We start from the raw sequence: 23565 nt of genomic DNA, 5'->3' as shown, positions 1-23565 counted from the left end.
TTCTGTGTATCGGCGCCGTGGTGGCAGCGGCGACGGCCACACCGGAACTGCGCCTGTTCTCCGTGCCGCGGCCCGAGGAGAACCAGCCACATAGCGCGGGTTCTTGACGGGTTGGAGGCAGGCTCGCGGAATGATCCCCGAAAAGTGGGCCTTGAGCGGGAGGGCGAGAAGACGTGGATGTGTATGAGGCCGTGGATACTCGCCGGGCTGTGCGGGCGTTCAGCGATGAGTCCGTACCCAGGGAGATACTCGAACGCGTGCTGGCCGCAGCGACACGAGCTCCGTCCAGCGGGAACCTCCAGCCGTGGCATGTGTACGTCGTCACCGGCGAGCCCTTGGCCGAATTGAAGAAGCGTGCCGGGGCAAGGGCACTGGCTGGAGATCCGGGTGACGAGCGGGAGTACCCGATGTACCCAGCCGAATTGGCCTCGCCGTATCTGGACCGTTTCTCCGCCGCGGCCGCCCAGCGTTACACGGCGCTGGGAATCGCGCGCGACGATCCTGAGAGGCCCAGAAAGATCGCCGCCTTGAACTCGGAGGCGTTCGGGGCACCAGTCGTCCTGTTCTGCTACCTCGACCGTGCGATGGGCCCCGCGCAGTGGGGAGACGCAGGGATGTACCTGCAGACGGTCATGCTGCTGCTACGGGCGGAAGGGCTGCACAGCTGCCCGCAGATGATGTGGACGATGTATCGCGAGACTGTCGCGCAGACAGTCGGAGCCGGTGACGGACGCACACTGTTCTGCGGTGTCGCCGTCGGATTCGAGAAGGAGGGTGTTCCCCCTCTGCGTACCGGGCGGGCGGACATGGCAGAGACAGTGAGCTTCATCGGAGAGTGACCGCCAGATGGTGCGGGTCGGGTCGGGACGTTGTTGACGGCGTCATGACCCCGCTGCTGCCGGCAACACCCCTGCTTGCATGGGGTGCTGGAGGACGCCTGGGCGTGGTCGCCGTCCCTGCGGCGCCCCTGCCGTCACGCCGTCGAGCCCCTCTCCCTCGTCTCGGCGCCCCCGACGGCGCACGGGAACCCTCGGACGGGCACGGGGGCAGACCATGCCTCCTCTCCATCAGATCCATCAGGAATTGGCCGAGCCGGGCCGCATCCCGCAGTCGCGTCACCGCCGGGCCGTGGCCTGATTCCGCCCGGCAGCCGAAAGTGAAACTACCTAAATCGCCATTTTGCCGCACAGGAAACGGCCGCTCCGTACAGAGCACCGCGGCGCCCGGAGCGAAGGAAATTAGCCCACGTCACCCCTATGAAAAACCCACGGGATTCGCGACATAGCGGACGCCGGCAGCCCGTTACGCGGGGCGCTTATCGTTACCATGGTGAATCCGGAGCAGCACCGTTACCGGTGACCGGATTTCCCCTCACCGGCGCCCCTGCCCCTGCCACGCCCCTCCCCGTGACCTCTCCCGAAAGTCACTGCACACCTGTGGTTTCCCGCGAACGATGCGAGCGCGCCTTCGCCACGACGGCGAACGACCAGTAACTCCCCCGGGCCGTACACGGCTGCCGGCTGAATACGGGCTCAAGAGCGGAAAGCGGTGATGTCGCATGTCGAAATTCCGGAAAAGGATCGACGAGCTGTTCGCGGAAGTCGCCGAGGCGCAACCAGAATCCCTAGCGGTCATCGACGGCCGGAGAAGGCTCACCTACGGCGAGTTAGCCGGCCGGGCCGATGCCGTCGCACGTGCTCTGCGCTACCGCGGAGTGGGCCGAGGCCACGTCGTGGGGCTGGCACTGCGGAAAAGCGCCGACCTGATCGTCTGCATGCTGGGGGTGCTGAGGAGCGGTGCCACCTATCTGCCGATGGACACGGCCTACCCCGAGGAGCGCCTGCGGTACTTCCTCGACGACGCGCGTCCCGTATGTGTCGTGGTCCAGGACGACCCGCCGCCCCTCCTGGACGGCGCACCGTCCACCGTGCCGTACGGCGAACTCGTCGCCGGCGCCCAGGGATCCGTGCCGGACGAGAGCGGGTTCACCACCGACGAGGCGGCCTATGTCATCTACACCTCCGGCTCGACGGGGGAGCCCAAGGGCGTGGCGGTGGCTCACTCCAGCGTCACCGCGCTGGTGGGCAGCACGAACGACGCCTTCGGTTTCGGGCCGGACGACGTGTGGACGTTCTTCCATTCGCAGTGTTTCGACTTCTCGGTCTGGGAGATCTGGGGGCCGTTGCTGACCGGCGGGCGAGTCGTCGTGGTGCCCTACGCCATCGGCAGCGCCCCGGCCGACTTCCTGCACCTGCTGCGCCGCGAGCGCGTCACCGTGCTCAACCAGACGCCGTCGGCGTTCTACCTGCTCAGCGAGACAGCGGCGGCACAGCCGTCAGCCGCGGAGGGCATGGCGCTGCGGTATGTCATCTTCGGCGGTGAGCCGCTGGACTTCGGGCGGCTGCGGACCTGGCGGGACGGCGTCGGCTCCGCGCCGGAGTTCGTCAACATGTACGGGATCACCGAGACCACCGTGCACACCACGCTGCGCCGGGTCCTGGACGAGGAGATCGACGCGGCGCCGGGCAGCGTCATCGGATCGGGGCTGCCGCATCTGACCGTGCACCTGCTGGACGAGACGCTCACCCCCGTCGGTCCCGGTGAGGTCGGTGAGATGTACGTCTCCGGCGAGGGCGTGGCTCTCGGGTACCTGAACAAGCCCGCGCTGACTGCCGCCCGTTTCGTCGCCTGTCCCTTCCGCAGCGGGGAGCGCATGTACCGCTCGGGCGACCTGGCGCGGCTGCTGCCGGACGGGGAGCTGGCGTACGTCGGCCGGTCCGACGACCAGATCAAGGTTCGCGGGTTCCGGATCGAACCCGGTGAGATCGAGAAGGCGTTGGCCGGCCATCCGGGCGTGGACCGGGCCGCGGTGGTACGGCAGGACCTCTCCGGCGGCACCGCGTCGCTGGTCGCCTATGTGTCGCTCGCCGAACCCGCCCCGGGCCCCTCGGACGGGACGGCGCCCCTGGTGGACGAGGCCGAGCGGGTCGCCGAGTGGCGGAGCGTGTACCAGGAAACGTACGCCGCCCTCGATGCGTCGGACACGTCCGCCTCCTTCACGGGGTGGAACCGGAGCTGGGACCAGCAGCCCATTCCGATCGAGGAGATGCGCGAGTGGCAGGCGAACACCGTCGCCCGCGTCCTGGCCCTCGACCCGGAGCGGGTACTGGAGATCGGTGTGGGGAGCGGCCTGCTCCTCACCGAGATCGCCCCGAAGTGCACCGAGTACTGGGGTACGGACCTTTCGGAGTCGTCCGTCGCGCACCTCCGGGAACGGTTCTCCGCGGAGGGCGGGGAGCCGGGTGCCGCGACGCGGCTGCTGTGCCGGCCGGCGCACGACTTCTCCGGCCTGCCGGAGAACGCGTTCGACGTCGTCGTCATCAACTCCGTCGTGCAGTACTTCCCGAGCGCCGGCTACTTGGAACGGGTGCTGGCGGGAGCGCTGCGGAGGCTGGTGCCCGGCGGGCGCCTGTTCGTCGGTGACGTGCGGAACCTGGCGCTGCACCGCCACTTCGCGGCGGAAACCATCGGCCTGCGCCACGGCGAGAACACGCTGTCCCCGGGCGAGGCGCGGGAGCTGATCGCCGACGAGATGGACCGGGACAGCGAACTCCTGGTGGACCCGCGCTTCTTCACGCGGCTGACGGGTTCCGCGCACGACGTCGCGGCGGTCGAGGTCCGGCTGAAGGCCGAGAGCAGCGCGAACGAGTTGAGCAGGTACCGCTACGACGTCGTGATGCACCGCAACGGGCCCGGCACCCGCTTCGAGGACACCGGCACCGTTGTCCGCTGGGGTACCGACTGCCGGGACGCCGCGGAGCTGCGGACACTGCTCGAGGACACGCCGCGCGGCGTGGTGCGTGTGCTGGGGGTGCCGAATCCGCGCACCTCGCGCAGCGTCTCCTGGCTGTCCGCCCTGGACGGCGACGCGCCCACCTGGCCTCCGGCGCACACCGGGCCCGGTGCCGGGTTCGACCCGGCCGAGCTGTGCGCGGCGGGGGCGCTCTGCGGCTACGAGGCGACCGCGACGTGGGGCGCGGAGCCGGACCGGTTCGATCTCGTGCTGTGCCCGCCCGGCCGGAAGTGGCGCGGGAGCGACGGACCTGCTGCGGCCGGCGGGGAGCGCCTGGCCGGCGAGCCCATGCGGTCGGGGCCGGCCCGGCGCCGGTACGGCGGTGCCGTCCGCAGCTGGCTCCGCCGGCGGCTCCCCGCCCACATGGTGCCGTCGTCGGTGGTGGTCGTCGACGACTTCCCGCTGACGGCGAACGGGAAGCTGGACAAGCGTGCCCTGGCCGAGCGGCACCGTGCCCCGGGCGGGGCGGGCGGACCGGCTTCGAGCGGGGACGAGGCGGCGCTGGTGGGCATCATCGCCGAGGTTCTCGGTCTCCCGGGCGTATCGGCCGGGGAAACGTTTCTTGACGCGGGCGGCGATTCCCTGTCGGCCGCGCGGGTGGTCAACCGGCTGCGGGCAGAACTCGACGTGGACGTCTCCGTCAGGTCCCTGATCGAACCGCGTCCGATAGCGGAGGTGGCACGGCTGCTGCGTGCTGCGCCGCGGGCCAGGCCGCGTCTCGTCCCGACGGCGGAGCCCGGCGCCGGACCGGCGCGCCACCGGTTGTCCGCCGCACAGCGGGACCTGTGGTTCAACGAGCGCGTCATGGGCCCCTCGTCGGCGTACAACGTCCCGGTCTGCTTCGACCTCGTGGGCGAGGTGGACACCGGTCGGCTGGCGCGGGCGTTCAACCGTGTGGTGTCCGAGGTGTCGGTGCTGCGCAGCCGATTCGTCTGCGAGGAGGACGGGACGCCGGCCCAGGAGGTGCTGTCCGCGGAGGTGGCCGGCGACGCCGTGGAGGAGGTCGTGGTACCTCCCGGAGAGCCGGACGTCACCGCGCGACTCGCTGCCCGGCCGTTCCGGCTGGACCGCGAGTGTCCGGCACGTCTCGTGGTGCTCCGGCACGGCGGTGACCGCGTCCGCGTGCTGCTGGTGTTCCACCACATCGCCGTGGACGGGTGGTCGATCAGGCCGTTCCTCGACCGGCTCGCGGAATGCTACGCCGACCCGGCCTGCGCCTCCGCCCCGGCCTCGGGACCGCGGTTCGCCGACTATCTGCGCTGGCAGGACGAGCTCTTGGGGTCCGAGGAGCGGCCGACGGCGCTGCGCACGGAGCAGACGCGGTACTGGCGCGAGCAGCTGTCCGGGCTGGCACCGCTGCTGCCGCTGCCCACCGACCGGCCCCGCCCGCCGGTGTTCGACGGACGCGGCGCCCGGCACCGCTTCACGATCGGCAAGTCGGTGGTGCGGCGCATCCGGCGCGTGGCCCGGGAGCAGAACTGCACCGTGTTCATGGTCGTGCAGACCGCACTCGGTGTGCTGTTGTCACGGTTGAGCGGCGTCACCGACGTGCCCATCGGGACCGCCGTCTCCGGGCGTGACGATCCCGCCCTTCAGCAGGCGATCGGCAGTTTCGCGAACACCGTCGTGCTCCGTATGGACCTGGGAGGCAACCCGACGTTCACGGAGCTGCTCGCGCGGGTGACCGACCTGAGCCTGCGGGCGTACCAGCACCAGGACCTCCCGTTCGATGCGGTGGTCAACGCGCTGAACCCGGATCGTTCGCTGAGCCATCACCCCGTGTACCAGGTGCTGTCCACCTTTCAGGACGTCGAGGCGGAACGGCTGGCGCTGCCGGGGGCGGAGGCCGCCTGGGTACCGGTGGGCTCCGGCGGGGCCCGGTTCGACCTGGCCTTCGACTTCACGCCGGGGCGCGGGGAGGACGGCGAGGAGATCACCGCCAGCGTCGAGTACCCGGTCGCGCTGTTCGATGCGGACACCGTGCGGAGCGTGGGTGACCGGTTCCTTCTCGTGCTGGAAGCGCTGCTGGGCGCTCCCGGGAGGGGGGTGTTCGACTGCGACGTCCTGCTGCCGGGTGAGAGGGAGACCTACCGCGCGCTCGGCAGCTCCGCCCCGGCCGAGGACGTGCGGGAGACGGTGTACGAGACGTTCCGTCGCCAAGCGCTCGCGGCGCCGGAGCGGACCGCCGTCGCCACGGGCGCCGAGTCGGTGACGTACGGACAGCTGCTGGAGCGGGCGTCCGCGGTCGGCGCCGGCCTCGTGGGCTCCGGGGTCCGGCCGGGTGACCTGGTGGGGCTGCTGCTGGAGCGGTCGTCCGACCTGGTCGCGAGCATGCTCGGCGTGATGTCGGTGGGCGCGGCGTACCTGCCGCTCGACCCCGCCCACCCGCCGGGCCGGATCGCGCACCTCGTGGGCCTTGCGGAACCCGTGCTGGTCCTGGCCGACACCGGGCACGACGGGCTTCCGGAGTCCGTCGCGCGGCCGGCGGTCCCCCGCGGTGCGGCGGACGGGCCCGGTCCGGACGGCGGCGTGCCGGACGGCCCCGGCCCGGACTCCTTGGCGTATGTGATCCACACCTCGGGGTCGACGGGGGCGCCCAAGGGCGTGGAGATCACGCACCGGTCGCTGGCGCAGTTTCTGTCCGGTATGGGCGGGCTGCTGGGGATCGGGGAGGACGACAGCTTCCTCGCGACCACGTCGTCCGCCTTCGACATCTCCGGGCTGGAAATCCTGCTGCCGCTGCTGCACGGCGCGCGGGTGGTGATGCTGCCCTCCGGTGTGGCCGGTACCCCGGACGTGCTCGGCGCGGAGATCGAGCGGTGGCGTCCCACCTTCGTCCAGGGCACTCCGACCATGTGGCAGCTGCTGCGCGAGTACGGGTGCGTCCTGCCGGCGGGCACGACGGTGCTGTGCGGCGGCGAGGCTCTCCCGGAGGACCTCGCGGTTCACCTGGCCGGGATCGGTGAGACCGCGTGGAACGTCTACGGGCCGACCGAGGACACCGTGTGGTCCACGGCGCACCGCCTGAGCCCCGAGGGGGCGGTGGAGCTCGGCCGTCCGGTCCCCGGTACGCAGCTTCATGTGCTGGACCAGCGCCTCCGTCCGGTCCCGCCCGGGACGGCCGGGGAGCTGTACCTCGCCGGCGCGGGGCTGGCCCGGGGATACCGCAACCGGCCGGACCTGACCGCGTCGCGCTTCGTCGCCAACCCCCACGGCGCTCCCGGGGAGCGACTGTACCGCACCGGTGACCTGGTGAAGTGGACCCCCGGGGGCAGCCTGTGCTTCCTCGGCCGCAACGACGACCAGGTGAAACTGCGGGGCCACCGCATCGAGTTGGGCGAGGTCCGGGCGCGCCTGGTCGCCCACGACGGGGTCGAGGCCGCCGAGGTCGCGGTCAAGGTGGCCTCGGCCGGTGACCGGGCCCTGGTGGCCTACGTCGTGCCCGCTGACGAACGGTTGACGGAGTCCGCACTCAGGACGTCGCTGCGGGCGACGCTGCCGGAATACCTGGTGCCGGCCGCGGTGGTGTTCCTGGACCGGCTCCCCCTCACCCCCAGCGGCAAGGTGGACCGGGCGGCCCTGCCACTCGCCAGGGTCGCCGGCGCCGGGCGCGATCTGCCCGTCACCACGGACGAGGCGGTGCTGACCGGCCTGGTGTCCGAGGTGCTCGGCGGCGCCGGGATCGGGGTGACCGACGACTTCTTCGCCGCCGGCGGGAACAGCATCTCGGCGGTGCGCCTGTGCGCGCTGGCGGGGCGGCACGGCTACGCGTGCACCCCGGCCGACGTCTTCGCGGGACGCACGGTCCGGGGCATGCTCGCCGGCATCGCGGACCGCAGCGGCGCGGCCGGGTCTTCGCAGGTGCCGGACCGCGTGCTGGAGTTCCGTCCCGGAGCCCCGTGCCCGGTGCTGTGCTTCTACCCGAAGGAGGGCATGGGCTGGCACTACGCCAATCTGGCCGACGCCCTGGGTGAGGAGGGCGCGGTCTTCGCCTTCCAATCGCCGTTGCTGTCGGGCGACCGGACGCCCGGGAGCGTGGAGGACATCGCCACCGGACACGTCCGCGAGATCCTGTCCCGTCGGCCCGAGGGGCCGTACCACCTGGTGGGCTGGTCCTTCGGCGGATTGGTGGCCTACGAGACCGCCCGGCTGCTGACCGGGAGCGGGCGACGGGTGCAGTCCCTCACCGTGCTCGACATCGCTCCCTTCGACGGTGACGTACCGGCGTGGCCGCCGGGGCTGTACGAGGCGCTCGACGCGGCGGGTGACGCCGTCGCGGAGCCCGCGCCGGAGCCGATGGCCCGTATCCACGAGGTCATGGCCGAGCGTTACCGTCCTCTTCCGGCCCCCCTGGCCGTCACCTACGTCTCCTCCCGGGAGACCGCCGACCCGGGCGCGGACGCCCGGGCATGGCACCGGCTCACGGGGGTGGCGCCGGCCACCGCGCATCTGGACTCCGCCCACCACGAGATGCTGCGGCCGGAATCCGCCGCTGCCCTCGCCGAGATCATGCACGCTCACCTCGTAGCGCACCCCACGGAGTAGGAGGTCTTCTCGTGGCGAACCCGTTCGACGACGCTTCCGCCCGGTTCACCGTTGTGCGCAACGACCGACGCCAACACTCGCTCTGGCCCGCCGCGTTCGAGGTGCCGGAGGGCTGGGAGAACGTGTTCGGCCCGGCGTCCCGGGGCGAGTGCGAGGCGTACCTCACCGCACACTGGACGGAACACACGCGTGCTTGACTCCCTCACCACCGGCCGGTCTTCCGAGGCGGACAGCCGCCGGGACGTCCTCGCGGTCGGGCCGCTGCTGACGGGGGCGATCCTCGCCCCGATCGACTACTTCGTCGTCAATCTGGCGCTGCCCGACATCCGGGCGGACCTGTCGGCGGGCGGCGGACAGCTCCCGTTCGTCATCTCCGCCTACGCCACCGCGTACGCCGTCGGGCTGATCCCCGGCGGACGGCTGGGCGACCGGTTCGGCCGCAAACGCCTGTTCCTGACGGGGCTGACGGGCTTCGTGGTCGCTTCGGCCCTGTGCGGCCTGGCGGGGAGCATCCCCTTCCTCATCGCGGGGCGGTTCCTCCAGGGCCTCGCCGCGTCGATGCTCTCGCCGCAGGTCCTGGCGACCTTCCGGGCCGTGCTCCCGCAGCGGCGCCAGACGCCCGTGATCGCGGCCTACGGCTTCGTGTTCGGCCTGGGCGCGATCATCGGGCAGGTGGGCGGCGGACTGCTGCTCCAGGCCGATGTGTTCGGGCTCGGGTGGCGGGCGATCTTCTGGATCAACGTGCCGGTCGGGCTGCTCGCGCTGGTGGGCGCACGGGCATGGATGCGGGAGAACGCCGGCGACCGCACCGGCGCCCTCGATGTCGCCGGCGCGGCCGTCCTGTGCGTGCTCATCGCGTTGGTGCTCGTCCCGCTGTCCGTGGGGCGCTCGCTGCACTGGCCGCCGTGGGCGTTCGCCTCTCTGGTCGCCGCTGCGGTGCTGGCGTGGTGGTTCGTACGCTTCCAACGCCGACGCACCACGGTCCGGCCGCTGGTCGACATCGACCTGATCCGTCGTCCGGCGGTCTGGCGCGGGCTGCTGCTGGCGTTCTGGTTCTACACCGACAGCCTGTTCTTCATGGGCTTCGGGATCTACACGCAGGACGGTCTGGGGCTGAGTGCGTCGGCCGCCGCGCTGCTGTTCCTGCCGTTCTCCGCGGGCTTCATCATCGGCCCGCTGATCGTGCCGAGGCTCGTCGTACTGGCGGGTGAACGCACCGTGCCGATCGGCTTCGCGGTGATCTCGGCGGGCTTCGCGCTCCAGGTGGCGGCACTGCTGACGACGGCCCGGCCGGGCCCGGCCCTGATCGCCGGGCTGGTGGTGGCCGGCATCGGGCACGGGCTCGTCCTGTCGTCGCTGACCCGTGTGCTCATGATGGGCGTCGAGACCCACCGGGCCGGCCAGATCTCCAGCCTGGTGATCTCCGCGATGCAGATCGGATCGGCCCTGGGAGTGGCCGGATTCGGCCCCGTGCTGTTCGCCGCGCTCGGCGACGGCACCGGGGCCCGCGCCTACGGCACCGCCTTCGGCATCGCGGAGGCGTGCCTGACCGCTGCGCTGCTCGGCTGTCTGCTGCTGAGCTTCTCGCTGGCACGCGTGCTGCGCACCGGACACCCGGTCCCCACAACGCAGAGGTAGGGAAGGCGAAGAGATGTCGAACGGGTTCACGGTGGCGGTTGTCGGAACCGGGCCCCGCGGGGTGTCGGTCATCGAACGACTCGTGACCAGGATCGTCGAGCGGCGTTACTCCGCTCCGGTGACGGTGTACGCCATCGACGGTGTCGAGGTGGGCTGCGGACGCACATGGCGCACCGACCAGCCGGACATCCTGCTGATGGACAACTCCACCGATGAACTCACCATGTTCTCCGGTCCGGCCGACGGCGGTCCCGTCCGGCCGGGCCACGGGCCGGCCTTCGCGGAGTGGTACCGGGCCTCGGGCCACACCGCGGGGGTGCCCGTCGGGGACGCCGTGTACGCACCGCGCCGCGCCTACGGTGAGTACCTCAGGTATGTGTTCGCCGCGGTCCTGCGCAACGCCCCGGACACCGTGACGGTGGTTCCGGTGCGCGACGAGGTCCAGGCGGTCACGGAGGATGCGCACGGCGGCTACGTTCTCGCCCTGCGGGCCGGCGGGGAGTACACCGCCGACCGTGTCGTCTTCGCCACGGGACACCCCGACCAGGAGGACGGCGCTCCCCTCGGCCCGCTCGACGGGGGAACGCCGATACGTGCGGACTTCCCGTTCCTGCGCCCGAGACCGGCCGCGGAGCTGGACTTCGGCGGCATCGCCGCGGCGAGCACGGTCGGCGTGCTCGGGATGGGGCTGTCGTTCTACGACGTCCTCGCCTCGCTGACGCTCGGACGCGGGGGCAGTTTCGTCCGGGATCCGGGCGGCGTACTGCGGTACCGGGCGAGTGGGGCAGAGCCCCGCCGCATCGTGGCGGGGTCGCGTACCGGCGTCCCCATCCGGGTGCGCGGGGTGCACCAGCGGCTCGGGGTACGCACCTACGACCCGGTGCTGTTCACCGAGGACCGGATACGGAGCCTGCGCAGCCGCGGCAGATGCGACTTCGCGAAGGACGTACAGCCCTGGATCGACGCCGAGGTGAACGTCGCCTACTTCCACACACTGCTCGGCACGGAACACGGACCCGAACGGGCCCGGGCGTTCCTCGCGCACATACGCGGGGCCGCACCGGCGGCGGAGGACCCCGGAAAGGTGGTCCCGGCGGCGCTGGCGGAGGCGGGGCTCGCCGGGCACGCCCTTCTCGACCTCCGCGACCACGCGGACCCCTTCCGGGGGCGGGCGTTCGAGAGCCCGGCCGCATTCGAGCAGGCGCTGCGCCGGGTGGTGGGCGACGACCTCGCGCACGCCCGGGCGGGCAACATCGACGATCCGCTCAAGGCCGCGCTGGAGGTGCTGCGCGCCACCCGCAACCTCCAGCGGATGGCCGTGGACTTCGGGGCGCTGACCCCGGCGTCCCACCGGTCCTTCATCTCCGAACTCGCCCAGCCGCTGTCGTTCCTGTCCGCCGGGACCCCGCTGGTCCGGGCGGAACAGTTCCTGGCCCTGCTCGACAGCGGTCACCTGCGCGTCGTCGGCCCGCACGTCCGGTATCGCTGGAGTGCCGAGAGCGACCGGGTCGTGATGGACTCGGCACGGGTCCGGGGTGCGCAGACGCCGGTGGAGGCACTCATCGACGCCCGGCTGCCCAAACCGGACCTCCACCACGACAGTTCGCCGCTCACCAAGCAACTGGTCAAGGACGGCATCTGGACCAGCTTCGTCAACGAGGCCGACGGCGACGCGTTCGACACCGGTGGCGTGGCGGTGAGCGACGCACCGTTCCATCCCCTCGACGCCTCGGGCCGGCCGGACGAGAACCTCTACGTCCTCGGGCTCCCCACCGAGCACGTCCGGTGGTTCATGCAGGTCGGCGTCGTTCCCCCGGGCCACCCGCTGCGTGGGCTGGGGGCCGACGCCGAGGCGGTGGCCACACACCTGCTCCGCTCGTGACGGGGAGGCGAACGGCCGACGCCGAAGGTGACCGCGACCGGGTCGTCGCGGTCGACTCCACGATGGACGTGCCGAGCAGCTCCGGACAGCTGCGGTTTCGCCGAGCCAGGGGCTGTCGCGTCATCGCTGGTGGGCGCGGGGCGCTCAGCTCCGGTAGCGGGCACGGCCCACCGCCGCGGCGACGGTGAGCGGGAGGGTCAAGAGCGCGGCCGTCAGGAACATCCCCCGGTAGGCGTGGTGCTCGGCCGGCTGGGCGGCGAGGGCGCTGGCCAGCGCGCTGCCGACGTACAGCGCCAGACCGAACATCGCGACACCGGTGGCGCGCGCCGTCGGGGAGAGGAGCGTGGCCCAGGACTGGATCGTGGAATGCATGAACGACCAGCCGCCGCCGAGCAGCAGGGCGCACCCCACCAGCGCGGGCACCGACGTACTGGCCGCGGCAAGGCCGAAGGCCACCAGCATCTGCGCCCCGCCGGCCACGATCAGCCACACCGGCGTCCAGCGCCCCACCAGCCGCTTGACGATCTGGGCCGCGGCCATCGAGCCCACTCCGTAGAGCGCGGACACCGCACCGGCCAGCGTCGCCGAGGCCCCCTGGGACTCCAGCGCCGGCGCCACATAGGTCAAGAAGCCCAGCAGAACGGCGCCTTCGAGCATCGCGACGGCCATCACGTACCACTGCCAGCGGGAGCGCAGCACGACCCGGAACGGGGCGAGCAGCGCACCGGACGCCTCGCGCGGCGGCTCCGGCAGCCGGCGCAGGGCGACCGTCAGATAGGCGGCGATCAGGCCCGGCAGCGCGAAGACCAGGCGCCAGCTGACGTAGTGCGCCAGCGCCCCGGCGATGACGGTCGCCACGGCGGTGCCCAGGGCGAACGCGGTCATCAGCTCGCTGAGCGGGCGCTGGCGGACCGCGGCGGGCACGGTGTCCCCGACATAGGTGATGGACGCGGCGATGGACGCGGCGAAGAACGCTCCGGCCGCCACGCGGGCCACGATCAGTACCGTCGGGTCGGGTGCCACTACCGAGGCGAGTGCGGCGACGGCGGCCCCGGCCAGCGAGAGCCGCATCACCCGCACCCGCCCCAGCCGGTCGCTCGCCAGGCCCCAGACCGGCTGCATCAGGCCGTACGCGAGGAAGTAGCCGCTGGCCGCGAGCATCACCGTGGGCAGCGGGGCGCCGAGCTGGGCACCGATGAGCATCACCATGGGCGTGATGCAGAAGCGGTCGAAGTTGCTCACGAAACCGGCGGTCCGCAGCAGGCGCAGCGTGGCGGCAGGCATCGGCGGGGCGGTCGCGCCGATGGGCGACGTGGCGGCGGTGGCCGGGGGTGAGTCGGTGGTGTCCATGGGGCTCCTTGTGTCCGTGCCTGCCGGTGCTGTCGGGCAGGCGTCCACCAGCCCATCACCCTGAGCTCACCGCGTGGTCCCGCAACCTATTACCCTTGCTCACACCCTGCGGGCACGGTGTTCCGCCCCGGGGCGGGTCGACGGCGCGGGAAGGAGCCGGCGCGTGCACGGCAACCAGTCCGGCGGACCGCGCCGCGAACTCGGCGCCTTTCTGCGCTCCCGCCGTGAGCGGCTGGCGCCCGCCGATGTGGGGTTGCCCGGCTCGCCTCGGCGCCGTACCCCCGGGCTGCGGCGCGAGGAGGTCGCGGAGCTGGCCGGGGTCAGCAGCTCCTGGTACGCCTGGTTGGAACAGGGCCGGGTGCGGACGTCGGAACAGGTGCTGCGGTCGGTGGCGCGGGCGCTGCGGCTGAACGCCGACGAGACCGCGCACGTACTGTCGTTCGTGGCGCACCCCACGCGGCCCGGGGGTCCGCCCGGATGGGTGTCGCGCAATCTGCTGTCGCTGGTGGATTCGCTGACGCCGAATCCGGCGGCGGTGCTCGACCCGCACTGGGACCTGCTGGCCTGGAACGCGGGGTACACCGCACTCCTCACCGACCTGGCGCGGCTCGCGCCCAAGCAGCGCAATCTGCTGTGGCTGGTCTTCCGCTGGCAGCCCGCCCGTACGTTGCTGGTCAGTTGGGAGCCGGAGGCGCGGAGTCTGCTGGGCCAGTTCCGGGCGCAGGCGGCGCGGCATCCCGAGGACGGCAGGTACGCCGAGGTCGCCGAGGAACTGCTGGCCGATCCGGACGCCGCCCGCTGGTACGACCGCCGGGAGACCTCGGCGTTCCACCCCGCGGTACGGCATTTCCGGCATCCGGTCGCCGGTGATCTGCGGCTGCGCTACGTCAAGCTCGCCGCCGTGGACGAGCCGGGCCACCATCTGCTGGCCTACCTTCCCGACGACCCGGCAACGGAGAAGGCACTGCGGGCGCTCACCTCATGACCCGGCGCGCCGGACGGCCCGTCCGGGCGGGCGGACAGGCCCGACGGCCCGGCCGCGGCGGCGCGCCACGGCCGGGCCGTCCTCTCCGGCACGCGCGGTGTCAGGGCCTGCGCGGTGCCCGGACGCCTGGCGTCAGGACGTCAGCACCGCCTTCATCACCGATCCGTCGGCGACCGCGGCAAGGGCGGCGGCATGCTCCTCCAGCGGGAACGCCGTCACCAGACCCGCCAGGCCGAACCGGGCCGTGAGGGCCGGCAGGAGGCGCACGTACTCGACGAGATGGGCGCCGGTGAACGCCCAGGAGCCGACGACGTCGAGCTGCCGGTGGACGATCTGGTGCGGGTTGATCAGCGTGTCCCCGGCGTCCGTGTACTGGCCGATGATCAGGTAACTGCCGCCCCGGCGGGCCAGGGTGAGGCCCTGGCCGACGGCGGCGGGCACCCCGGCGCACTCGATGACCAGATCGGCTCCCTCCCCGCCGGTGGCCTCCCGCACCTTCCGCAGGACCGCCTCGGGGTCGTCGGCGCCGGCGATGTCCAGATGGACGTCACCGATGCCGGCCGCGCGGGCCCGGTCCAACCGGGCGGCCGGGCCGCCCACGACGATGACCCGGGCGGCACCGGCCAGCTGCGCGAACGCCGCCGCCGCCAGCCCGACCGGGCCGCTGCCCTGCACCACGACGGTCTCGCCGAGCCGCACCGGCCGCCGCTCGTAGAGCGCGTGGGCCACGGTGGGGCCGGCGCAGGCCAGCGACATGGCGGCGAGCGGGTCGGTGCCGTCGGGCACCTTGATCACGGTGGTGCCGGGCTGGAGCACGATGTGGTCGGCCCAGGCACCGGACAGCTCCGGACCGTCGCCGAGGGCGCGGTTGACGCCGTAGGTCCGGCGCCGTTCGCACAGGGTCGGCTCGCGGTGCAGCCGGCAGGGCGGGCAGACGCCGCAGGCGATGGAGGAGGCCCACATCACCGTGTCACCGACCGCGAGCGGCGCCCCGGCCGCGTCGTGGTGGGTGCCTTCACCCACCTCCCGCACCACACCGAGCCCCTCGTGTCCGAGGGTCAGCGGCACGGGGATGTCCAAGTGGCCCTGTTGCAGGTGCAGATCGGTGCCGCAGACGCCGCCGTATCCGCAGGCGACGATCAGTCCGCCGGCGGGGGCCTGCGGCAGCGGGAACTCCCGCAGTCGCAGCGGCTTGCCGAACTCCTCCAGGACGACGGCGCGTCCGGTGCGTGGTGTCGTCATGCCGCCACCGTGCCCAGTGTGTGGGAGAACGGCGCCGCCAGCGGGCGCAGCGGCTCGGTGTCGCGGCACACGACGTACTCCGGCCGGGGCTCGCCCTCGGGCCGCGGCGGATTCCCGCAGTCGTTGTAGGTGGCGATCAGCAGCCGGCGGATGAACGGTGACATGTTGGGCGCCGAGCCGTGCATGATCTCCGGGGAGAACAGCACGACGGAGCCGGCCGGGCCCTTGGGGCTCGTCATGCCGTAGCGGTCGACGTGCTCGGTGAGCTGCTGCGGCGTCAGCGAGATGTCGTCGGGGTCGAGGTGCTGCTCGGACCTGGCGGCGGCCGAGCGGTCCTCGTGGACGAGTCCCTGGCGGTGCGAGCCGGGCAGGAAGATGACCGGGCCGTTGAACTCGGTGACGTCGTCGAGGAAGACCCCGATGTTGACCTGGCGCGGGGCGGGCAGGCCGTCGGCGAGGCGCCAGGCGAGATAGTCCTGGTGCCAGGCCCACTTGTCGCCGCCGAACGCCGGCTTGGCGTTGATCTTGAACTGGTAGACGTAGACATCGTCGGTGAGCAGCTGCCGGACGGGCTCCAGGATGCGCGGGTCGCGGATCAGGCCCGCGCATTCCGGCTGCCGCTGGTGCGAGGCGTAGACGGCGCGCACCTCCGTACCGCCGGCCTCGGCCACCACCTGCGGGCCGGGCACCTTCGCATCGCGTGCGAAGGCGGCGCGCAACATCTCCACCTCCTGTGCGTCGAGGAGGGAGTCGAGCATCAAGAACCCGTGCGTGTGGTACTGCTCGGCCTGTTGGTGGGTCAGTCGCATGAGCTTCATCTCCTGAAAAGGTGCGGGAATCTGTCGGGACGGACCGGTGGGGATGCGTCTACCGGGGCGGGGTCACCCCATGAAGTGGCCGCCGTCGACGATGAGTTGCTGTCCGGTGACATAGCCGCTGCGTGCGGTCACCAGGAATTCGAGGGCGTCGGCCATGTCCTCGGCCGTGCCGAGCCGGTGGCCCGGGATGGTGTCCAGGACGGCGGCCCGCTTCTCCGGGTCGTCGAGGCGGTAGCGCTCGGTGACCTCTTCGGTGTCGGTGAATCCGGGCAGCAGGGCGTTCACCCTGATGTGCGGGGCGAGCTCCAGGGCCAGACACTTGGTGAGCTGGAGCAGGCCCGCCTTGCTCGCGCAGTAGTTGGCGCCGTTCGCCCGGGGCCGGATCGCCGTGGTGGAGGCGACGTTGACGATGCTGCCGCCGCCCGCCTCCGTCATCGCGGGTGCCAGGGCCTGGCTGAGGTGGAAGGGGCCGGAGAGGTTGGTGGCCAACACCGTGTCCCAGTCCTCGGCGGTCATCGACAGGAACGGCCGGTCACGGTTGACCCCGGCGTTGTTGACGAGCACGGACGGCGCACCGTACTCGCCGGTGATCCGGTCGCGGACCGCCCGGATCTCCTCGGGCCGGGCGAGATCACAGCGCAGTGTCTCGATCCGGCCCCGGCCCGCCGCCACGGTCTGCCGCGCCGCGGCGTCGTCACCGCGGTAGAGGGCGATCACCCGGTGTCCGAGGGCGGCGAGCCTAAGGCTCAGCGACCGTCCGATACCGCGGGTGCCACCGCTGACCACTGAGATCGTCATGGCATCTCCCTGCCCTGGCCTCCGTAGGCTTTCAGTTGGCGACGAGGTCGCCGCGCTTGAGGCCCGAGCCCTCGGGCACCTCCGCCGGGTCGCCGCCCAGCCCCGCGACGGCGTTGTGCTCGTCGACGAAGACGACGTGCGGGACGAAGGAGGCGGCTTCGGCGTCCGTCACGGCGGCGTAGGCGATGAGGATGACGAGGTCGCCCGGGCTGATGAGCCGGGCCGCGGCGCCGTTGATGCCGATGACGCCGGAGCCGGCCGGGCCCTCGATGACGTACGTGGACAGCCGGGCGCCGTTGTCGATGTCGACGACGTCGACCTTCTCACCGGCCATCAGGTTCGCGGCCTTCATCAGATCGGAGTCGACGGTCACCGATCCGACGTAGTGCAGATCGGCCTGGGTGACGGTGGCGCGGTGGATCTTCGACTTCATCAGGGTGCGGTACATGGGCAGTCCTCATCTGTTGGGGTGTGTGCGGTGGTGCGGCACGGCCACGGGTGGGACCGGCCGAGGGGGCACGGCCGGGTCAGACCGGCCAGGTGGCGTAGCGGCGCATGCCGTACAGCAGCGGTGCCGCTTCGGTGGCCGGGGTGTGCGTCTGGATGTGCACCACCTCGCCGATCACCACGGTGTGATCGCCGGCCGGGGTGAGCCGTGTGACATGGCACTCCGCGGTGGCGTGCGCGTCCTGCGGCAGCGCCGGCAGACCGGTGACCGGCGCGGGCTGCCAGGGGACCGTGCCGAACCGCTCGGCGGCCGGACCGGCGAACGCCGCGGCGGCGCGGCGCCCTGCGCTGTGCAGGAAGTTGACGGTGAAGCTCCCGCGGGCGGCGAGGACCGGGAGGGTGCTCCCGTTGTTGCCCGCGCACACCAGCAGCTGCGGCGGGTCGAGGGAGACCGAGCACAGGGCCGTGCAGGTGAAGCCGTACGGGTTTCCCTCGGCGTCGGCGGTGGTGATGACGGCGACGCCACCGGGGTGGGAGCCCATCAGGGCCCGGAACGCGTCGCGGGCCACCGTGAGTCCGTCCTGCACGGGGGTCACCATGTGAAGGCCCGGGCGTCGTAGAGGTTCACGCCGACGGCGGACTTGCCCAGGTATTCCAGGCACTCCTGCGGCTTGGCGGGCATCACATGGGCGAACTGGACCTCACGGATCAGCCGCTCCAGCGGGTGCCCGGGGCTGACGGCGGCCGAGCCGCACAGCCGCAGCGCGTCCTGGGCGAGCTGCGGGCCGGTCTCGCCGACGACGTACTTGGCGGCGTGCACCATGGCGTTGGCCTCCAGGCTGCCGCGCTGGGCGGTGACGAGGTCACCGGCCTCGTGCACCAGTGCGCGGGCGGCCCACAGCCGGGCGGCCATCTTGCCCAGCTCCTGCTGTACGACGGGGGAGTCGGCGCGGGCGGCAGAGGCGGTGACATGGTCGACGGTGCGCTGGAAAAGTGCCTCGGCGATACCGAGGTAGGCGCCGGTGTAGCCGGCGATCATCCAGTGCGGTTCGCGGACGATCTTGAACAGGGACATGCCCTCGACCCCGAGGTAGAGGCGGGAGCGGGGCACCGGGACCTCGTCCAGCGTCATCGGGGCGGTGCTCGTGCCGTACATCGCCGACATGTGCTGCACGGCGTCGAAGCTGACGCCGGGGTCGTCGGCGGCGACGACGAAGTGCGAGACCTCACGGCTGTCCTCGGCGCTTTCGGCGGCGGCCGCGACGACGTAGTAGTCGGCGACGCCGGCCAGCGACACGAAGGACTTCTTGCCGCTCAGCAGATAGTGCGTGCCGTCGTCGGAGAGGCGGTAACGGGTCCGCATGCCGCGGAGTTTGGCGCCGCGGCCGGCCTCGGAGGTGGCGGAGGCGAACAGTTTGCGCCCGTTCACGACCTCGTCCAGCATCCAGGTGCGGAACGTCTCGGCGGCCGGGGGCAGCCGCGTTCCGCCGGCGTCGGCCAGCGCCCCCATGACGACGTGGTGCATGTTGAAGCCGAGGGCGGCGGCGCCGTTGTGCCGGGCGAGTTCGGCCAGCACCCGCCAGTAGTCGCCGAAGCCGAGGCCCGCGCCGCCCGCTTCCTGCGGGACGAGCAGGGCGAGCAGACCGGACTCGCGCAGCACGCGGTAGGTCTCGTGGCCGTTGTCGCGGCCGGCGTCGGTGTCGGTGGCGAGCGGGGCGAGGCGGGCGCCGGTCTCCGCGGCGAGTTTGAGGAGGTCATCGAGTGGGGTCGGCAGCGTCATCACTTTTTCTTTCGGGTCGGTGGTCGGCCGGCCGGTTTCCCGGCGCCGGTCAGTTCTCGACGGGGAGGCCGAGTTGGCGGGCGACACCCACCCGCAGCAGGTCGTTCGGACCGGCGTAGGTGAGGGCGGCCATGGGCCCGGCCAGATCGGCGGCGAGGTCGAAGCCGGGGAGGAAGGCACGGACCCCGGCGAGCGCGGTGGCGTGCTCGGTCAGCCGTACGTAGTCCTCGGAGACGGAGATCTTGGTGAGCGCGGCCTCGGCGGCCAGCTGCCGGGCGGGCACACCCGCATCGAGCCGGGCGGCCATCGCGTAGAGCTGGACGCGGGAGCGGTGCAGCGCCATCGCCATATCGCTGACCCGGCCCGCGACCTGGTGGCTCGCGCCCATGCGGCGGCCGAAGTGGTCGCGGTCCGCGGCCCAGTCGACGGTACGGGTCACGAGGCGCTGTATCGGGCCGAGGGCGTAGCCGAGGATGACGGAACGCTCCCAGGCGGTGGTGGAGGCCATCACCGCCAGCCCGGAGCCCTCCTCGCCGAGCAGCGCGCCGGCCGGGATCCGGGCCCCCTCGAAGAGGAGTTCTCCCATCGGCACGGTGGGCAGGGCGGTCTTGGTGAAGGTCTCGCCGCGGCGGATCCCCGGCAGGTCGAGCGGGAGGAGGAACGCGGAGAGCGCGAACGGTGAGCGTCCCTCGGCGGTGCGGGCGAAGACGATCGCCCGGTCGGCCACGGGAGCGGCGGTGATGAAGGTCTTGGCGCCGTCGAGCACGAAGCCGTCACCCTCGCGGCGGGCGCGGGTCTCCATGGAGAACGGGTCGCTGCCGCCGCCGCGTTCGGTCAGTGCGTGGCACAGCAGCACCCGCCCCTGCTGGACCTCCTCGACCGCCTGCCGGGCGCCGTCGCCGAGGGCGTCGCGCAGGGGGAACTGCATGCCGAAGAGCTGCGAGGCCAGCGCGTAGCACAGCCCCGGGTCCGCGCCGGCCAGACCGATGCCCTCGATCACCGCCAGCGAGCGGGTGACCGGGCCGGGTCCCGTGGTGTCCGGCGCGGCGAGCCGGAGCACCCCGAGGTCGGCCATGGCCCGCCATCGGGTGAGGAAGTCCGCGTCCGCGAGCCGCGCCACCACCGGTGCCGCCAGGTCCCGGTACGTGTCGACGATCTCCTCGGTCTGCGGGGCGCCGGTGCGCAAGGCCGCGGTGGCCGCCGCACTCATTTGCGGCCCTTGCCGGAGAGGTTTTCGATGGCGACCCAAAGGGCCTTGGGGCTGCGGAAGTTGGCCGCGACGATCTCCGTGTCGGGCAGGCTGATCCCGGCTTCCTTGTCGAGCGCCGCGACGATCTCCATGATCGCCAGCGAGTCGACCAGGCCCATTTCGAGCAGCGGGGTGTCGGCGTTCAGCGAATCGGCGTCCTCGCCGCGCCCCCAGGTGATCCGGCTGCCGATGAGGGTGCAGAGTTCTTCGACGCTGTTCATGCGGTGATCTCCTCCTGTGGTGCGGTGACGTCGGCATCGCGCAGCGCGCGGCGATCGACCTTCCCGCTGGTGGTGGTGGGCAAAGTGGTGAGCGGGACCACCCGGTCGGGCAGCATCCGCTGCGGCAGCACCTCGCGCAGCGCGGCCAGGACCTCCCGTTCGGTGGCGTCGGTCTGTGCGTAGGCCCAGATCTGGCCGGAGTGCGGGCCGCCCTTGGCGACGACTGCGGCGGTATCGACCTGCGGCACGTCGAGGACGGCGTTCTCCACGTCCATCAGGTCGATGCGGTGGCCGCGCCGCTTGACCTGGTTGTCGCGCCGGCCGCGCAGGAAGACCAGGCCGTCGGGGGTGATCCGGCCCATGTCACCGCTGGCGTAGGCGCGGCGGGCCACGCCGTCGCGGAAGGTGACGTGGACGGTGGGGTCGCTCGGTTCGTCACCGCGCAGATAGCCCTGGAAGACGGTGGGGCCGGCGATGTGGATCTCCCCCGGGCCGTCGGTGGGCCGGCCGTCCTCGTCGAGCACGTCGATGAGGACGCCACCGATGCCGCGGCCGATGGGCATTTCCTGGTCGGCGGTCCAGTCGGGCGGCACCCGGTAGTAGGTGCAGGCATTGGTCTCGGTGGGCCCGTACAGGTTGTAGAAGGGAATTCCGTCGAGCAACTTCAGGTACCGCTCCAGCAGTTCCGGGGCGAATGCCTCCCCGCCGAAGGCCGCGATGCGCAGGGCCGGCGGTGGGGAGTCGGCGATACCGCCCTGCTGGAGCATGCCGTGGTAGAGGGACGGCGCGGCCATGAAGGCGGTGATGCGCCGGTCGGCCAGCCATCCGACGACGTCCCGCGGGAAGGACCGGAGCAGGTCCGGCATCAAGACCGTGCAGGCCCCCGCGGCGGCGGCGCTGAACAGGTCGAAGGTGGTCAGGTCGAAGGTGAGGGCGGCCTGGGAGCCGATCCGGTCGTCCGGGGTGAGGCCGAACTCGTCTGCGGCCCACAGCGCGTAGTGCGCGACGTTCTCGTGCGAGAGCAGAACGCCCTTGGGCCAGCCGGTGCTGCCGGAGGTGAACAGGATGTAGCCGCCGGAATCGGTGGGCGCGGGCAGCGGTGCGGGCCGCTCCTCGGGGGTGAGGATGCGCAGCCGGTGCAGGCCGTGGTCGAGGACGCTCTCGGCGACCGGGGCTCCGTCGCGGGCGCGGGTGACGGCGCGGCGGGCCCCGGCCAGGGCACGGTCGCAGGTCAGCAGCAGGGACAGGCCCGCGTTGCGGATCATGCGGGCGGTGCGTTCCGGGGGGTCGGCGATGTCGAGCGGCGCGGTCACCGCACCGGCCCGCAGCGACGCGTACAGGGCGATGACGGTGGCCGGGGTCTTGGGGGCGTGGACGCCGACCCGGTCGCCGGGTGCGACGCCGGCGGCGGTCAGTTCTGCCGCCAGTGCGTCGACGGCGCGGTCGAGTTCGGCATACGTCCAGCTCTCGCCGTCCCCCTCCAGAGCGGTGCGCTCGGGGTGGGCCTGCGCGGAGCGGGCCAGCAGGGCATCGAGGCGTACGGCGGGCCGCTCGGTCATCGGGCGGCCTCCGCGATCGGCGTGTGCGCGGCGAGGAAGTCGCCGACGGTGTCGATGACGAGGTCGGGGCGGACCAGGTAGGGGTAGTGGTCGCAGCCCTCGGGGAGCAGGCGCCGGAAGGGGCCACGCACCGCGCGCTCGGCGGCGTCGACCTGGGCGAGGGAGCCGTACTCGTCCGCGTCACCCTGGATCATCAGCACCGGAGCGGTGACGTCGAGGTCGTCCTCGATGGACCAGCTGCGGAAGGCGGGCGAGAGCCAGACTCCGCTCCAGCGCTCGAAGACCCCCTGGGGGTCGTCGTGCACCATGGCCATCTTCCTGGCGAGCGGGCCCGCCTCGTAGGAGGCGCGGGCATTCTCGATGCCGATGCGGTTCTCGTCCTCGAAGTACAGGTGCGGGCCCATCCCCACGACGGCCTCCACGGGGTGCGCCGAGGCGTGGAGGAGTCCGATGGAGGCGCCGTCGCTGTGGCCGACGAGGACGGGCCGCTGCATGCCCAGCGCGCCGAGCAGCTCGGGCAGCACGTCCTGGGCGTGTTCGTGCATGTAGCGGGGGGTGCGGGGCAGCGGGTCGGGGCCGCTGCCGCCGCTTCCGTGGCGGGAGTAGACGAGGGCGCGGCGCCCGGTGGCGGCGGCCAACCGGGCGGGAAAGCGCCCCCAGGCCGCGAGGCAGCCGAGTCCGCCGTGCAGGAAGACCAGGGGTGCCAGATCCGGGTCACCGTCGACGACGACATATTCAAGGGGACCGTTGCGCATATCTATTACCGGCACAGCAAAAATCCTTCTCAGTGTGGTATGGCAGCGGAACGGAATTCAGCGGAACCCGGCCGTCACAGCCCTCTGCGAGCAGCGAAGATGCATCGGGAAAGGTCGGTCGCCGGGTCCGGCAGATCCGCAAGAAGACGTGCAGAGAGAAGACGCGCAGAGAAGAGAGAAAAGGTTTCGGGCAGCAGTCATCGACGGCACGACGAGCCGGAGCTGGCGTACCGCATGGATCCGAATTACCGATTGGTAGCCGGCGCCGCTTTCCGGCGACGCACGGAATTGACGCTACGAAACCCACCCAACAGGCGCGACGGGCCCCCGGAATGGCACCTGACGCGGTACCCTCCACCGGGCGCCCCGAAATAACAGGCGCGCCTTTGCCTTTCCTTTGGTCAATCTTTGCGCCTTACCGGTCGATGGCGCACACAGACTGA

At 72.0% G+C, this 23565-nt stretch carries 17 protein-coding genes; 6 read left to right on the top strand and 11 right to left on the bottom strand.

Annotated features, from left to right (window positions below):
- The first annotated feature begins 173 nt into the window (after window positions 1-173).
- The 5 genes from ACZ4U4_RS23735 (at window position 174) to ACZ4U4_RS23715 (ending at window position 11918) form a co-directional block, all read left to right on the top strand.
- A complete protein-coding gene (locus ACZ4U4_RS23735) occupies window positions 174-839 on the top strand; it encodes a nitroreductase (protein ID WP_467877764.1) in 666 nt (221 codons plus the stop codon).
- Window positions 840-1558: 719 nt separating this feature from the next.
- Window positions 1559-8398 (top strand): amino acid adenylation domain-containing protein, encoded by a 6840-nt coding sequence (locus ACZ4U4_RS23730; protein ID WP_467877761.1) that lies wholly within the window; start codon window positions 1559-1561, stop codon window positions 8396-8398.
- A gap of 11 nt (window positions 8399-8409) precedes the next feature.
- The gene (locus ACZ4U4_RS23725) at window positions 8410-8595 is read left to right on the top strand and encodes an MbtH family protein (RefSeq protein ID WP_467877758.1); all 186 of its coding nucleotides are present in this window, start codon (window positions 8410-8412) and stop codon (window positions 8593-8595) included.
- Window positions 8588-10036 (top strand): MFS transporter, encoded by a 1449-nt coding sequence (locus ACZ4U4_RS23720; RefSeq protein ID WP_467877756.1) that lies wholly within the window; start codon window positions 8588-8590, stop codon window positions 10034-10036. The genes ACZ4U4_RS23725 and ACZ4U4_RS23720 overlap by 8 nt, the downstream gene beginning before the upstream one ends.
- A gap of 13 nt (window positions 10037-10049) precedes the next feature.
- On the top strand, window positions 10050-11918 hold the full coding sequence (locus ACZ4U4_RS23715; protein WP_467877754.1) for an FAD/NAD(P)-binding protein: 1869 nt from the start codon (window positions 10050-10052) through the stop codon (window positions 11916-11918).
- A gap of 144 nt (window positions 11919-12062) precedes the next feature.
- Here the strand turns inward: ACZ4U4_RS23715 and ACZ4U4_RS23710 are convergent, their stop codons facing one another.
- Window positions 12063-13268 carry an MFS transporter gene (locus tag ACZ4U4_RS23710; protein ID WP_467877751.1) on the bottom strand — a complete coding sequence of 402 codons (1206 nt, stop codon included), beginning with the start codon at window positions 13266-13268 and terminating at the stop codon, window positions 12063-12065.
- A 163-nt stretch (window positions 13269-13431) separates the two neighbouring features.
- Here ACZ4U4_RS23710 and ACZ4U4_RS23705 point away from each other — a divergent pair, with 163 nt between their 5' ends.
- Complete coding sequence (locus ACZ4U4_RS23705) at window positions 13432-14253, top strand: helix-turn-helix domain-containing protein (RefSeq protein WP_467877748.1); 822 nt, start codon at window positions 13432-13434, stop codon at window positions 14251-14253.
- A gap of 132 nt (window positions 14254-14385) precedes the next feature.
- Here ACZ4U4_RS23705 and ACZ4U4_RS23700 read toward each other — a convergent pair whose 3' ends face one another.
- The 10 genes from ACZ4U4_RS23700 to ACZ4U4_RS23655 all read right to left on the bottom strand — a co-directional run bounded on the left by ACZ4U4_RS23700 (window position 14386) and on the right by ACZ4U4_RS23655 (window position 23137).
- Complete coding sequence (locus ACZ4U4_RS23700; RefSeq protein WP_467877746.1) at window positions 14386-15495, bottom strand: zinc-binding dehydrogenase; 1110 nt, start codon at window positions 15493-15495, stop codon at window positions 14386-14388.
- Complete coding sequence (locus ACZ4U4_RS23695; protein WP_467877744.1) at window positions 15492-16304, bottom strand: phytanoyl-CoA dioxygenase family protein; 813 nt, start codon at window positions 16302-16304, stop codon at window positions 15492-15494. The genes ACZ4U4_RS23700 and ACZ4U4_RS23695 overlap by 4 nt, the downstream gene beginning before the upstream one ends.
- 72 nt (window positions 16305-16376) lie before the next feature.
- Window positions 16377-17111 carry an SDR family NAD(P)-dependent oxidoreductase gene (locus ACZ4U4_RS23690; RefSeq protein WP_467877741.1) on the bottom strand — a complete coding sequence of 245 codons (735 nt, stop codon included), beginning with the start codon at window positions 17109-17111 and terminating at the stop codon, window positions 16377-16379.
- A 31-nt stretch (window positions 17112-17142) separates the two neighbouring features.
- Window positions 17143-17559 (bottom strand): aspartate 1-decarboxylase, encoded by a 417-nt coding sequence (gene panD / locus ACZ4U4_RS23685; RefSeq protein ID WP_467877738.1) that lies wholly within the window; start codon window positions 17557-17559, stop codon window positions 17143-17145.
- Window positions 17560-17638: 79 nt separating this feature from the next.
- On the bottom strand, window positions 17639-18145 hold the full coding sequence (locus ACZ4U4_RS23680) for a flavin reductase family protein (protein ID WP_467877735.1): 507 nt from the start codon (window positions 18143-18145) through the stop codon (window positions 17639-17641).
- Window positions 18146-18150: 5 nt separating this feature from the next.
- A complete protein-coding gene (locus ACZ4U4_RS23675) occupies window positions 18151-19338 on the bottom strand; it encodes an acyl-CoA dehydrogenase family protein (RefSeq protein WP_467877732.1) in 1188 nt (395 codons plus the stop codon).
- Window positions 19339-19387: 49 nt separating this feature from the next.
- A complete protein-coding gene (locus ACZ4U4_RS23670) occupies window positions 19388-20548 on the bottom strand; it encodes an acyl-CoA dehydrogenase family protein (RefSeq protein WP_467877730.1) in 1161 nt (386 codons plus the stop codon).
- On the bottom strand, window positions 20545-20808 hold the full coding sequence (locus tag ACZ4U4_RS23665; protein ID WP_467877727.1) for an acyl carrier protein: 264 nt from the start codon (window positions 20806-20808) through the stop codon (window positions 20545-20547). Before ACZ4U4_RS23665 ends, ACZ4U4_RS23670 begins: the two co-directional genes overlap by 4 nt.
- Complete coding sequence (locus ACZ4U4_RS23660; protein ID WP_467877724.1) at window positions 20805-22367, bottom strand: amino acid adenylation domain-containing protein; 1563 nt, start codon at window positions 22365-22367, stop codon at window positions 20805-20807. The genes ACZ4U4_RS23665 and ACZ4U4_RS23660 overlap by 4 nt, the downstream gene beginning before the upstream one ends.
- Window positions 22364-23137 carry an alpha/beta fold hydrolase gene (locus tag ACZ4U4_RS23655; protein ID WP_467877722.1) on the bottom strand — a complete coding sequence of 258 codons (774 nt, stop codon included), beginning with the start codon at window positions 23135-23137 and terminating at the stop codon, window positions 22364-22366. The genes ACZ4U4_RS23660 and ACZ4U4_RS23655 overlap by 4 nt, the downstream gene beginning before the upstream one ends.
- Window positions 23138-23565 lie beyond the last annotated feature (428 nt).

This window comes from Streptomyces sp. NPDC029159, from assembly GCF_055564055.1.
This window is presented reverse-complemented; position numbering and strand designations above follow the sequence as displayed.